The sequence below is a fragment of the Aliiroseovarius sp. F47248L genome, from assembly GCF_023016085.1.
Lineage (GTDB): Bacteria > Pseudomonadota > Alphaproteobacteria > Rhodobacterales > Rhodobacteraceae > Aliiroseovarius.
In genome coordinates, this window is record NZ_JALKBF010000001.1 from 1,647,246 (window position 1) to 1,660,934 (window position 13,689).

The following is a 13,689-nucleotide window of genomic DNA, read 5'->3' on the forward strand; positions in this document are numbered from 1 at the left end:
GCATACACGGTTTACGGGTCAGCGCAAAGCCAGAAGTTTGCCGTCACGTGACACCAGATAAGCGGTGCCATTCACCACGACGGGACGTGTTGCAGCCCCACCCGGAATGGCCACCTGTCCGACCAGCGCGCCGTTCACGGGGTTGAAACCACGCATCACGCCGTCAGACGAGGCAACCCACAGCTTGCCACCTGCCAAAACGGGGCCAAGATTGGCATAGATCGCTTTACGTTTCCGGTTTTTTGATTTGGTGTAATAAGGCAGCGGCACGCCCCAGATGCGTTCACCGGTTTTGGCATCCAGACGCACAAGTTGCGCTTCGTCCGAGACAAGGAAAACCGACCCGCCCGTGACCCAAACCGGGCTGACAGCGCCTTCTTTTGCGGTCCACAGACGCTCACCCGACAGGTCGATGGCCACGGTGCGCCCCACTGGGTTACCGGTAAAGATCACACCATCCTTCACCACAGGTTCGCCTGTGATGTCGGTCACGATGGAATAGCCGCGTCCGGCGCGTTCACCAGCGATCAGGCTGGACCATGTGCGCGCACCGCCTTTTTTCAGGGCGGCCACGACCTCTCCCGAGGCGAAAGGCAGAAGCACTAGACGATCGGTGACGGCTGGCGAAGATACTCCCACCACACCATCCTGGCTTGGCGTGCCGGACAGGCGCCATTTCACCCGGCCATTCGCCGCCTCGATTGCCCAGGCGCTGTTGTCGCGGCTGACCACGTAAACAAGCCCACCCGACAACGCAGGCGCCCCGGATCCCGAGGCGTCCATCTTCTGCTGCCATTTGACCCGCCCCGTGGCGGCATCAAGCGCGCTGACCAGACCGAAGCCAGAGGTCACATAGATCGTGCCATCGGCATAGGCCAGACCGCCCCCCGAGGCATCGTCGGACCGATCCGACGGCGGAGTCAGGTCACGCGACCAAAGTGTTGCACCAGCGGTCGATGTGGCCACCACCTGCGCACGGCTGTCCAGCGTGAACACGCGCCCGTTTGCCACGACCGGTTCGGCGGTAATCCGATGCTTTCGGTCATTGCCTTGACCGATTGATGCCGCAAACAGCAGCTTTGGCGCGGGGGACAGGGCGGGATGTTGCACGCGGTGGGTCAGGCTGCCACCCAGATGAGTCCAGCTTGAATGATTAACCACGGCCGGCAGGGAAATCGGCTGTGCGCGATCAGCGCGATCAGGTCCTTCGACGGCTGCTGCCGCCTCGGATAGCTCGGCGGCGTCCATGGTTTGCGGGTTCAGACTGCGCAGGTCTTCCCGTTCGCCGGGAAGAATGTATTCCTGTTGGGAACAGGCAGACAGAAGGCTCAACGAGACCAAAAGAGCAGCGCTGTGTGTGAACTTCAAAATACGTCCCCCAGATTATCAATTAATCTTATCAAACCGGGCAGTTTCCAAGTGATTGCCCAGTGCAGGTCATCAGGATGCGTCCAGGGACCCGCCCAGCGCCACAATCAACTGAGACGCACGTCGACGCAAGGCCCCAGACGCCTCGTCATCCACCAAAAGTGCTTTCAGGCGGGCGATGGCGGCATCGGTCTGGCCGTCGTCAATATCAACCAATGCAAGCTGCTCTTCGGCAAGCGTTCGAAAAGGGGCACCGGCAATGGCGAGCGGCTCAAGCCGTTCACGGCGCACGGCGGCCTCAAGATCCGCACCTGCCTTGGACACCAACTTCAATTGCGCCAAATCACGATACAAGCTGTCGATAGCGGGATCGTCAGCCAAAGCCCGCAACGCATCCACGCCCTCTTCCCCTTCAGCCGCCGCCAGCATGGCAACCACGGCAGAGGCATCGCCGCTGACATCCAGCGCGGCCAGTGCAGTGGCGCGTTCTGCAGGGTCGGCTTGCTCCTCTGCTGCCAAAATGGCATCACCAAGGGCTTGCGCCGCAGCACGGTCGCTGGCTTTGCGCCATTCGTTATAGGCGGCGCCACCCACCAGAATGACAACCAGCAAGACGGCGATCCAGCCATATTTCCGCATCAATGCATACAGCTTGTCGCGACGCACCTCTTCGCTGACTTCATCGATGAAAGTATCGGTCTCGCTCACGGTCGTGCCTCCGGGTCAAAATCTGAACTCCTTTTGCCCGAACAGTGGCCGATTGCCAAGGGGGGTGCGACGCACCGCTGTCGGTTCCTTCTGCGAGCGCTGAATTGATGACCGTTCGGCTGATGCCGGTTGATCCTTCTGGTTGCACAGGTCAGGGAACCCACACTTGTTCCCATGCAAAACAACGCATAGTGTTTCGCCAGTTTGTTTAACATCAGCAGGTATTCCTATGCGCCTTTTCCCAATAGTCACGGCGATCCTTGTGGTGGCGGGATTGTATTTTCTGGTGTTTCAACGTGACACGCTTGAAACGGCAGCGGGAACACCAGCCGCAGAGGTCAGTGAGGCAGCCACCGACAACGTGGATGCATCACCTACCAGTGGTGTTTCAGTGGTGGCTTTGCGAAGCACTGCGCGCGAGATCGAATTGCCTGTTCTGTTGCGCGGCCGGACCGAGGCCAATCGAAGGGTTGAACTGCGCGCCGAAACGACTGGGCAAGTCGTGTCTGCCAAGATTGCCAAGGGCAGCCTTGTGAACGAAGGCGATGTTTTGTGCCAACTTGATGCAGGCACTCGTGAAGCCAGCCTAGCAGAAGCCACCGCGCGTCTGGCCGAAGCAAAGGCACGTGCGCCCGAAGCCGACGCCCGTGTGATCGAAGCGCAGGCAAGGTTGGACGAGGCAACATTCAACCTGACCGCCGCCACCAAGTTGTCAGCAGGCGGATTTGCATCAGACACGCGGGTTGCCAACACCAAAGCATCTGTTGAAGCGGCACGCGCTGGGTTTATCGCAGCACAATCGGGAGCCTCCAGTTCCGCCGCGGCCATCCAGTCCGCCGAGGCCGCCGTGGCCGCTGCCCAACGCGAAATCGAGCGGCTGGACATCCGCGCGCCTTTCCCCGGCACGTTAGAAACCGACACTGCCGACATCGGGACGCTGCTGCAGCCCGGCGCCGCCTGCGCGACGGTGGTGCAATATGATCCGGTGCGCGTCGTCGGTTACGTCTCTGAACTTCAGGTCGACAAGCTGACCACCGGGCTGCCCGCGAATGTGCGGCTGGCGGCTGGCGGCGAGCTGACAGGTATCGTGACCTTCGTTGCCGACACCGCAGACCCGATTACACGGACCTTTCGAGTCGAGGTTGAAATCTCGCGTCCTGACGACGCTTCGGTTATCCGTGCAGGCCAAACCGCCGAGGTCGTCATCACGGGGAACGGGTTGCTCGCACACCTTGTACCGCAAAGTGCACTGACGCTGGACGACGATGGGCAATTGGGCGTTCGGATCGTGACCGACAGCAATTTGGCAGGGTTTTCGCCCGTCGAGATGATACGCGACAGTGTCGACGGTGTGTGGATCACCGGGTTGCCCACAACCGCGGATGTGATTGTCGTGGGCCATCACTATGTCAGTGATGGCGTATCCGTTGACGTCACCTATCAGGAGCCGGGCATATGATCGGGATCATTGATTGGGCAGCAAACCGCGCCCGAATGGTCATCGCCTTCGTGATCCTGTCGGTTCTGTCCGGCGCGATCGCCTATGTCAGTCTGCCGAAAGAAGGAGAGCCGGACATTGAAATCCCGGCTCTTTTTGTTTCGGTCCCCTTTCCCGGTATTTCCGCTGCTGATGCCGAACAGCTTCTTCTGCGCCCGATGGAAACGGAACTGGCCGACATTGACGGGCTGAAAACCATGTCCGGCACCGCCGCCGAAGGCTATGCAGGCGTGGCGTTGGAATTCGAGTTCGGCTGGAACAAGACCAACGTCATGGCGGATGTGCGCGACGCGATGAACTCGGCCGAAGGGAAGTTTCCGCAGGGGTTTGACAGCTATTCTGTCAATGAAATCAACTTCTCGGAATTCCCGATCATCATCGTAAACCTGACCGGAAACGTGCCCGAACGTACGCTGGTACGACTGGCGCGTGAATTGCAGGATGAATTGGAAGGGTTGGATGCGGTGCTCGAGGCATCGCTGACCGGCTATCGCGACGAGATGCTTGAGGTCGAGATCGACCCTTTGAAGCTGGAAGCGTACAACGTGACAGCGGGCGAGCTTATCCAGGTGGTGCAAAACAACAACCAATTGATCGCAGCTGGTGACATCAAGACGCCCACTGGGTCAACCGCCGTCAAGATACCTTCGTCCTTTGATGAGGTGAAGGATGTTTACGATCTACCGGTCAAGGTCAATGACGACAGCGTGGTGACTCTGGGCGATCTGGCGACGATCCGTCTGACTTTTGAGGACCGCGAGGGCACGGCACGGTTCAATGGCGACACCACGGTGGCGCTGCAAGTGGTGAAGCGGAAAGGATACAATCTGATCGACACGGCCGCAGAAGTGCGCGACCTGGTGGATGAAACCCGCAACAGTTGGCCCAAAGAGCTGCAACAAGCCGTACAGATCGGCACGTCAAACGACCAAAGCTATGTGGTCGACAGCATGGTGCGCCAATTGGAGGGCTCAGTCATCACTGCGATTGCGCTGGTCATGATTGTGGTGCTGGGGGCGCTCGGCATCAGGCCCGCACTCTTGGTGGGCTTTGCAATTCCGACCTCATTCCTTTTGACCTTTGCACTGTTTGGCGCACTTGGGGTCACAATCTCGAACATCGTGATGTTTGGCCTGATCCTTGCGGTGGGGATGCTTGTAGACGGTGCCATCGTGGTGGTCGAATATGCCGACAAGAAGATCACCGAAGGCGTGGGCCCAATGGCTGCCTATACGGCCGCGGCAAAACGAATGTTCTGGCCCATTGTCAGTTCGACCGCGACGACGCTGTGCGCCTTCCTGCCCATGCTGTTTTGGCCCGGCATTCCCGGCGAGTTTATGGGCTGGCTGCCTAAGACACTGATCTTCGTCCTGATGGCGTCTCTGCTGGTGGCGCTAATCTATCTGCCGGTGGTTGGCGGCGTGTCGGGTCGGATCAGCCGAACGATAGGCTTCTTGTCCGATGCCCTGCGGGGGCTTCCGGTGTGGCTGCGTGCGCTGTTGGTTCTGCCCTCAGCCTATGTACTGTTTCTGTCCGGTTTCCAATTATTAAACCCCGGCTATCTATTCGGCGGCGTGCCTCCGTTCGAAGGCGCAATGTCAATTCTGCCCGGCGCGTTGCTGTTCGTTTTGGGGGCGACCGCCACGTCGGTCACGCTGGGATCGCTCAGCTGGCATCGTGAGGCGCAAAGGATCCAGGGTGGCTATCGCCGGACCTGGTTTGGGCATCTGATCCACTTCATCTCGGGCAACCCAATCATGCCGCTGGTGTCCATCGCGCTGGTCATCGGTTTCGTGGTGTCCACGTTTATGATGTATGGCCGCAACAACCTGGGCGTCGAATTCTTCGCCGACAGTGAACCGGAACAGGCCATCGTCTATGTGCGTGCCCGTGGCAACCTGAGCCTTGAAGAACAGGATGCGATGGTGAAACAGGCGGAAGAAATTGCCTTGTCCACAAAAGGCATCGACAGTGTTTTCGCCTTTGCAGGCTCAGGCGGGTTGAACCAGAACACAGGCGGAGCCATGGGGCCGCGCGACAGCATCGGCCAGTTGCAAATCGAACTGGTGGCATGGGTGGATCGCCCATCAATCGAACAGGACGCGCCACTGTTTGGGCTGATCCCGTTCACCACCACCGAGATTGATCCCGAATTTGACGGCGATGTGGTCATGGCCCGGTTGGAGGAACGACTGGCCACCCTGCCCGGCATTCGTACCGAAGTGTTGAACCTGAACCGGGGTCCAGCATCGGCCAAGCCCGTGCATCTGCGCCTTAAGGGCGATGATTGGGACGCGTTGGAGCAAGCCGCGAACATGGCCATCGCTCAGTTCGACGCCACCCCCGGCCTGACCGCCATTGAAGACACACTGCCCCTGCCCGGCATTGACTGGCAGATCGAGGTGGATGTGGAAGAAGCTGGTCGCTACGGCACGGATGTGGCCACGGTTGGTGGCATGGTTCAGCTTGTGACCAACGGTATCTTGCTGGACACAATGCGGGTCGATAGCTCGGACGAGGAAATTGAGATCCGCGTGCGGTTACCGGAACAAGATAGGGTCCTGTCCACACTGGACGGACTTAAAATTCGTACCGCAACCGGGCTGGTGCCGATGTCGAACTTCGTCACCCGAAAACCGGTGCCCAGCCTTGCCCAGATCGACCGCGTCGATCAAAGCCGCTACTACGACGTGAAGGCGGGCGTGCAGGACGGGCTGGTCCGACTGACCGACCCCGAAGGAGGCGAGCGGTATGTGAACGCCGCCGAGGCTGACCGGATCATGGCAACCGGTGAAGGCGCCAATCTGACCCGCATACCGGTGACGCCCGGCGATCGGATTGCTGCCCTGACAAAATGGATTGATGGGGCCGATCTGCCCGCAGGCGTCAGTTATGAATGGACTGGCGATCAGGAGGATCAGGCGGAAAGTCAGGCTTTCCTTGGACAAGCCTTCATAGGCGCGCTTGGGATGATGTTCATCATTCTGCTGGCGCAGTTCAACAGCCTCTACAACTCAGTTCTGGTGTTGTTGGCGGTGGTGCTGTCGACCACAGGCGTGCTGATCGGGATGATGGTGATGCAGCAACCGTTCTCGATCATCATGACCGGCACCGGGATCGTGGCGTTGGCGGGGATCGTGGTGAACAACAACATCGTCCTGATCGACACCTATCAGGATTATGCCCGCTATATGCCCAAGATCGAAGCGATCACCCGCACCGCCGAGGCCCGTATCCGCCCGGTTCTTCTGACCACGATCACAACGATGGCTGGTCTTGCCCCGATGATGCTTGGCCTGTCGCTGGATTTCTTTAACGGCGGCTATTCACTGGACGCCCCCACCGCCCTGTGGTGGAAACAACTGGCCACGGCAGTGGTTTTCGGGCTGGGCATCGCGACCGTGCTAACGCTGGTATTCACGCCGTCGATGCTGGCGCTGCGCATCTGGATTTCTGCAGGCGCGTATCGGTCTGCGAACGGCTTGCAAGCGCTCGCCCGCCGATCGGGACAAATGGCGCGCGATGTCGCGTTGGAAAAGGCCGCGCGCAATACGACCCTGCATGATTTGATTTGGGATCAGCCGACGGAAGTGGACGGCGACATGCCAGACACCGGGGACATGTCGCCCAATATTGAAGATATCAAACGCGTCCTTTCACCGCAGACCAAATCACAACCCGTCGCGTCTGAAGCGACACTCTCCGCAACACCGGATTCGGAAGAAAAAGCTCCGTCGGGCGGAAAAGACGCCGCAGAATAGGCGCGCTGTGATCCAATACAGTGGCCGACGGCCGGATGTCATTCGGCCAGCTTCAGATGTCCGGTGGCAGTCATCGGGTTGGGGTCGGTCGTGTCCTCTTGCGCAGCTTCGCTGGCTTGGCGCGCCCACATGGCCGCATAGCGGCCGTCTTGCGCCAGCAGGCTGTCGTGGCTGCCCCGTTCAATGACCTCGCCCGCTTCGAGCACGATGATTTCATCGGCATCCACGATGGTGGACAGGCGATGGGCGATGGTGATCACCGTGCGCCCCTCGCCCATCTCACGCAGGCTTTCCTGGATGTCCCGCTCGGTCTGGGTATCCAGCGCCGAGGTCGCTTCGTCCAGCAACAGGATCGGCGGATTTTTCAGAAGCGTCCGGGCGATGCCCACGCGCTGTTTCTCACCCCCCGACAGTTTCAAGCCACGTTCGCCCACCTGGGTGTCGTAGCCATCGGGCAGGCTCATGATGAAATCGTGAATCCTGGCGGCCTTGGCTGCACCTTCCACTTCCTCGCGCGAGGCCTCAGGGCGACCATAGGCAATGTTGTAATATACGCTGTCATTGAACAATACCGTGTCCTGCGGCACCACGCCGATCACCCCATGCAGGCTGTCTTGCGTCACATCACGCACATCTTGCCCGTCAATCTTCAAACTGCCACTGCTGACGTCATAGAACCGAAACAGAAGTCGTCCGATGGTTGACTTTCCCGAACCGGAAGGCCCGACAATCGCAACCGTCTTTCCTGCTGGGACATCAATCGACACCCCTTTCAGGATCGGGCGCGCAGGATCATAGCCAAACCGCAAATCGTCAAAGGACAACGCTCCACCGGTGATCTTGATATCTGGGGCACCGGGTTTGTCCGTTACTTCTGCGGGTTGCTCCAACAGGTCAAACATCTCGCCCATATCAACCAAGGATTGGCGAATTTCGCGATAGACGGTGCCCAGAAAGTTCAGGGGCATGGTGATCTGGATCATATAGGCATTGACCATGACGAAATCGCCGACAGTCAGGTCGCCAGCCTGCACACCGATTGCAGCCAGCACCATCACGCCGACAAGCCCCAGCGTTATCAATAGCGCTTGCCCAAAGTTCAGGAACGCCAGCGAATAGGATGTTTTCAGCGCGGCTTGTTCATACCCGGCCATGGCAACGTCGTAGCGTTCCGCTTCACGCCTTTCAGCACCGAAATACTTCACGGTCTCGAAGTTCAGCAGACTGTCGATGGCCTTCTGGTTCGCGTCCGTGTCCTGATCGTTCATTTCCTTGCGGATGCGCACACGCCATTCGGTCACTCTGAAGGTGAACCAGACATAGGCCCCGATGGTGCCGACAACGACGGCCAGATACCAGACATCAAAGACGAAAAACAGGATCGCCGAGATCAGTGCAAGCTCCAACACCAGCGGCCCCATCGAAAACAGCATAAAGCGTAAAAGGAACTCGACCCCCTTCACACCGCGTTCGATAATCCGTGACAACCCGCCTGTCTTTCGCGTGATGTGATAGCGCATGGACAAGCGGTGAATGTGGGTGAACGTCTCTAGCGCCAGTTGACGCAAGGCGCGCTGGCCCACACGCGCAAACACCGCGTCGCGCAATTGTTGGAATCCGTTGGTCATGATCCGCGCCATGCCATAAGCCAACGTCAATCCAACCGCACCTGCCGCCAGCGCCCAAGCTTCCCCGGTTGCCTCGCCGCTCAGCACATCAACCGCACCTTTATAAAGAAACGGCGTCAGGACCGATACGATTTTGGACGCCAAAAGCATCACCAACGCGATCACCACCCGTCGTTTCACCCAAGGTTTATCCTCGGGCCACAGATAAGGCGCGACACGTTTGATCGTGCGCCAACCGTTCTTTGGCGCTTCGGTCGAGGTGATACGGGAGGGAGCCATAGGTAACCTTTTCGTGGCTGGCGAAGTCATATCTGTGCGATGGGATCAGACAGCGCTTGCGTCATTTCAATATTTCACCGATATTTGAAATATGGAGCAGAGTCGAGTCCTCAGATCCCTGTCAGCCATGGCACATGACACGCGGTTAGAAATCGTGCGTCTTCTTGTGCCTTGCGGCAAAAACGGGATGGCCGCCGGCGCAATAGCCAAGGCGATTGGTGTTTCAGCATCGGGTTTGTCGTTTCACTTGGCACAATTGGAAGCAGCGGGACTGCTGACCTCGCGCAAGGCATCACGACATGTCATATATGCAGCCGACTGCAAGGCGCTGGGTGGTGTCATCGCATATTTGTTAAACGATTGCTGCGCACGCGACCCCGATATCTGTGCCTGCACCGGCCAGGACGTCGACGTTGAACATCAAAGCAAACGAACTCATACTTCTCAGCCTTAGAAATTACTCTGCTTCAGGGATCGCAAAGACCTGTCCCGGATAAATCAGATCAGGATCCCGGATCTGCTCTCTATTGGCCGCAAATACGCGCACGTAAAGCGGCCCTTCCCCAAGATGTTCGCGTGCGATAGCCCAAAGTGTTGATCCCGGTTGCACCGTTACGGCCTCGACCCGCGCTTTCGGGGCGGATGTGTCTGCATTTGTCACTGCGGCCAACTGGGTGGGTTCTTCTCGTTTGAACGGGGTTTCAGTGCGCGATGTGACAGATCCATCTTCGGCCAGTTCATCGACTCTAAGCGTATATACACCGCTGTCCACCTCAGGCAACGGAACGCGCCATTGACCGCTTTGGGCTACCTCGCCGATTTCAATCGGTTTATTGTTCAGATATATCCGCAGATTGGCACCACCTTGCCCACGCCCCGACAAAGCGACGTCGCCAGATTCGTCGTAAGTGATTGCGTCTATGACGATATTATCGACTGCTGGACTACCAGTGCCATCCTGCAAAACAGCTATACCCTCATCATCGGCCAACAGAACCTGAGGGGCGTTGGCCGTGGTCTCGGGCGTTTCCATGCCTGGGGTGTCTGGATCTGCCGCGGCAAGTGCTTCGCTTTCTGGAGCTGCCGTCACCGGCTCAGGCGTCGGGTCAGATACGGCCGGCGCGATCAGGACAGTTTGCGAGCTTTCGCTGTTCTCGACGACTTTCCCGCTGTCATCAAGCGTCGAAAACCCAAGTGTGCTAGGGGCTTCGACGGGAAGGTCCAGCAGCGCAACAAAGTTGCCATCGCTGCCGACTTCGACATCCTCAAGCGGTGCACCGTCAATGGTCAGTTGAATGGTGCTTCCGGGTTCGGCATGGCCAGCCACAACAGCACTGCCATCCGGATCCACACGGACAACATCAAATCCCGGCGGTGTGTCAGACGGGGTCTCTGTATCTACCGCAGCATCTGCAACATCATCGGGCGTCGAGTGCTCGGCATCTGACGGCGAAGCATCGATCTCAGGCATTTCCGTCGGTGGCGCTGATGTTTCAGCTATTGGGTCGGGCAATACAGATGACGGTTTCTGCACCCAGAAATACAACGCCACACCAATAGCGACTGCAAGAACCGCTCCTGCCGCCACTTTTATTCCGGTCGCATTGCCAGCGTTGCCTGTTTCTGTCGTCATTTGCGTCCCCTGTCGGCTGAACTTTAGGCCGCACCTGCTTGTTGAACAGTAGCAATCCCGCTAACACCGGTCAAAAGATCATTCAGGCACCAACGAATTGGGGACATCCATGACACAGCACACGGCATCAGTTTGCGTTTACTGCGGCTCGCGGTTTGGTACGGATTCCGCCTATCGCGACGCTGCCACCGCACTTGGCACAGCCTTGGCCGGGAACGGTTGGCGACTGGTCTATGGGGCTGGAGATGTCGGGCTGATGGGCACGGTTGCCGTCGCCGCCCAGCTTGAAGGTGCGCAAACATTCGGGGTCATCCCGAAACACCTAATGAAATGGGAGGTGGGCAAACGCGACCTGACCACCTTCATCGTGACAGAAAACATGCATGAGCGTAAAAAAGTCATGTTCATGAATTCGGACGCCGTGGTGGTTCTGCCCGGCGGCGCAGGGTCACTGGACGAATTTTTCGAGGTGCTGACTTGGCGCCAGCTTGGACTGCATGCCAAACCAATTCTGCTATTGAACATCAACGGATTCTGGGATCCGCTGGTTACGCTTTTGGACCACGTGATCGACAATGGGTTTGCCGAAGACAGCTTGCGCAATTTCGTGACCGTTGTGCCGGATGTGGATCAGGCGCTCACCGCCCTGCGCGACGCCTTGTCGTGACGATAGGCTTCGGCGGAATAGATCGCCAAGGCCAGCCAAATCAGCGGGAAGGCAATCATGTGCCATACTGTTATGGTCTCTCCCAATACCGCTACAGCACAGGTGAACTGAAGGCTTGGATTGAGGTATTGCACCAAACCGACGGTCGACAGTGCCAAACGACGTGACGCGTAGCTGAACAGCATCAGCGGCACCGCCGTAACCAGACCCGACGCGATCAGCAGCGCACTGTCCCAAAAGTGGTGTCCAAACACACCACCCGTTCGCCCCACGATCCCCTGCCACCCTGCCAGATGCGTGCCCAGAAGCCATATGATCGCAAGAGGTGCCAACAAAAGGACTTCTGCGGTCACAGACACAACCGGACCAGATGAGACAGTCTTCTTGATCACACCGTAGATCGCAAATGTTCCGCCCAACAGCAGGGACAGCCACGGCGCCACACCCAAACCGAGTGTTAGAGTCAGAACCGCCGTGGTGGCAAGGATCAGCGCAATCGCCTTGCCCCGTGTGATCACCTCTCCGAAATGAATACGTCCCAGCACCACCATCACCAGCGGAAAAATGAAATAGCCAAGACTGCTTTCGACAACCATACCGATTTGCACTGACAGGATAAAACCACCCCAGTTGATAGAAATGACAAGAGCAGCAAGCGCCACCAGAAAAGCCGATCGCCCGCGCAGCAGAGCGGGCACCTGCCCCAATCGCCCCTGCACCGTTAAGATCAGCCCGAAGATCATCAGTGACCACAAGGTACGATGGCTAAGCAGCTCCAGTGGCGGAACGTGTTCCAACAGCTTGTAGAACAGCGGCGACAGGCCCCAAACGACACATGCGGCTACGATCGCCGCGATCCCTTTCATGCCATCGCTCATCGCTCGCCCCTTGGTTACCGGTCTGTTTTGGCACAAAAAAAGCGGCCGCCCAAGGGGCGACCGCCATGATGTTTCGTGATGGGTTAGGCAACAGATACGCTGCCGCAGACCAGCCCGAATTACAGGCGCGAGGCCACGTTTTCCCAATTCACGAGGTTGTTCAGGAAGTTGTCCAGATATGCCGGACGCTTGTTGCGGAAGTCGATGTAATAGGAATGCTCCCACACATCGCAGCCCAACAGAGCGGTCTGACCAAAGCAGAGCGGGTTCACACCGTTTTCAGTCTTGGTCACCTTCAGACCACCATCCGTGTCTTTGACAAGCCACGCCCAACCCGAACCAAATTGGCCCGCACCGGCAGCAGCAAACTGCGATTTGAACTCGTCAACCGAGCCAAAGCTGTCATTGATCGCCTTTTCAAGCTCGCCCGGCATCGCGGTCTTACCCGGCCCCATCATCTCCCAGAATTGGTTGTGGTTCCAAAGCTGGCTGATGTTGTTGAAGATACCGTTTTGCGCCACGGCGTTCTTGTCGTAGGTGCCAGTGATGATATCTTCCAGCGACTTGCCGTCCCACTCGGTCCCGGCGATCAGCTTGTTGCCGTTATCTACATAGGCCTTGTGGTGCAGGTCGTGGTGATACTCCAGCGTTTCCGCCGACATGCCGAAATCGGCCAGCGCGTCGTGTGCGTAAGGAAGATCGGGAAGTTCAAAAGCCATATCTAGCCCCCTGTTCATGCGTGTTTCCGTTACAACCTAGATGGGGTAGCGGAAGGGGGAAGGTCAAGGGGCAAGGCGGAAATCCACCCAACCCCCAAACAGTTATTTCACTGTGCATTTGCCTTTGGCGCGAAATGTATTGCGATAGCCGACCGGCTTCATCGAAGCGATGGCAGCTCCAGTTGCCTTCTGATAGGTCAGGCGAAAGGCAAGTTTGGCGACATGGTTTCCGGTTCGCTGCGTGGCCTTCCCGTCAACTTTTTCGACGGTCCAAGTGAATGTGGTCCGCTTAGCGTTGTCGACGTCAATTCTGGCAGCGATTGGTTCGCCGAACATGTTTTGGATAAGTCCGTCAATCACGCTGATCTTGCCGTTGTTGTCGGTGACAATGATACGTGGGGAAATACCCTTGTTGTCGCCAGACCCCGCTTCATCAACTGCGCAATCATAAGTCTTCGCCAATCCCGGAGCAGCAATACCCATTGTCGCCACGCAAGCAACAATCGAAATATATTTCTTCATAGTTTTATACCCTTACGCGAATTTCTTT

11 protein-coding genes are annotated in these 13,689 nt (G+C 57.9%); 4 read left to right on the top strand and 7 right to left on the bottom strand.

The genetic code is table 11. The features are described 5' to 3' along the window. Window positions 1–18 precede the first annotated feature (18 nt). Together MWU51_RS08195 and MWU51_RS08200 are read right to left on the bottom strand one after the other, a co-directional pair. The gene (locus tag MWU51_RS08195) at window positions 19–1,368 is read right to left on the bottom strand and encodes a PQQ-like beta-propeller repeat protein (RefSeq protein ID WP_247036256.1); all 1,350 of its coding nucleotides are present in this window, start codon (window positions 1,366–1,368) and stop codon (window positions 19–21) included. A gap of 72 nt (window positions 1,369–1,440) precedes the next feature. Then, complete coding sequence (locus MWU51_RS08200) at window positions 1,441–2,076, bottom strand: hypothetical protein (RefSeq protein WP_247036257.1); 636 nt, start codon at window positions 2,074–2,076, stop codon at window positions 1,441–1,443. Between the two features lie 229 nt (window positions 2,077–2,305). Between MWU51_RS08200 and MWU51_RS08205 the strand changes: the two genes are divergently transcribed. Both MWU51_RS08205 and MWU51_RS08210 read left to right on the top strand, forming a co-directional pair. Beyond that, entirely contained in the window at window positions 2,306–3,535 is a 1,230-nt protein-coding gene (locus tag MWU51_RS08205; RefSeq protein WP_247036259.1) for an efflux RND transporter periplasmic adaptor subunit, read from the top strand. Beyond that, on the top strand, window positions 3,532–7,335 hold the full coding sequence (locus MWU51_RS08210; protein WP_247036260.1) for an efflux RND transporter permease subunit: 3,804 nt from the start codon (window positions 3,532–3,534) through the stop codon (window positions 7,333–7,335). Before MWU51_RS08205 ends, MWU51_RS08210 begins: the two co-directional genes overlap by 4 nt. Before the next feature lie 38 nt (window positions 7,336–7,373). Here the strand turns inward: MWU51_RS08210 and MWU51_RS08215 are convergent, their stop codons facing one another. Further along, on the bottom strand, window positions 7,374–9,242 hold the full coding sequence (locus tag MWU51_RS08215; RefSeq protein WP_247036262.1) for an ABC transporter ATP-binding protein/permease: 1,869 nt from the start codon (window positions 9,240–9,242) through the stop codon (window positions 7,374–7,376). Window positions 9,243–9,369: 127 nt separating this feature from the next. On the opposite strand from MWU51_RS08215, the gene MWU51_RS08220 reads away from it, so the two are divergent. After that, window positions 9,370–9,696 carry a winged helix-turn-helix domain-containing protein gene (locus MWU51_RS08220; RefSeq protein WP_348646724.1) on the top strand — a complete coding sequence of 109 codons (327 nt, stop codon included), beginning with the start codon at window positions 9,370–9,372 and terminating at the stop codon, window positions 9,694–9,696. 3 nt (window positions 9,697–9,699) lie between these two features. Here MWU51_RS08220 and MWU51_RS08225 read toward each other — a convergent pair whose 3' ends face one another. Continuing rightward, a complete protein-coding gene (locus MWU51_RS08225) occupies window positions 9,700–10,875 on the bottom strand; it encodes an Ig-like domain-containing protein (protein WP_247036266.1) in 1,176 nt (391 codons plus the stop codon). Between the two features lie 109 nt (window positions 10,876–10,984). On the opposite strand from MWU51_RS08225, the gene MWU51_RS08230 reads away from it, so the two are divergent. Continuing rightward, window positions 10,985–11,542 (top strand): TIGR00730 family Rossman fold protein, encoded by a 558-nt coding sequence (locus MWU51_RS08230; RefSeq protein WP_247036268.1) that lies wholly within the window; start codon window positions 10,985–10,987, stop codon window positions 11,540–11,542. Here the strand turns inward: MWU51_RS08230 and rarD are convergent. The 3 genes from rarD to MWU51_RS08245 all read right to left on the bottom strand — a co-directional run bounded on the left by rarD (window position 11,506) and on the right by MWU51_RS08245 (window position 13,661). After that, on the bottom strand, window positions 11,506–12,420 hold the full coding sequence (gene rarD, locus MWU51_RS08235) for an EamA family transporter RarD (protein ID WP_247036270.1): 915 nt from the start codon (window positions 12,418–12,420) through the stop codon (window positions 11,506–11,508). The genes MWU51_RS08230 and rarD overlap by 37 nt on opposite strands. 119 nt (window positions 12,421–12,539) lie before the next feature. Continuing rightward, window positions 12,540–13,139 carry a superoxide dismutase gene (locus tag MWU51_RS08240; protein ID WP_247036272.1) on the bottom strand — a complete coding sequence of 200 codons (600 nt, stop codon included), beginning with the start codon at window positions 13,137–13,139 and terminating at the stop codon, window positions 12,540–12,542. 102 nt (window positions 13,140–13,241) lie between these two features. After that, window positions 13,242–13,661 (bottom strand): hypothetical protein, encoded by a 420-nt coding sequence (locus tag MWU51_RS08245; RefSeq protein ID WP_247036274.1) that lies wholly within the window; start codon window positions 13,659–13,661, stop codon window positions 13,242–13,244. Window positions 13,662–13,689 lie beyond the last annotated feature (28 nt).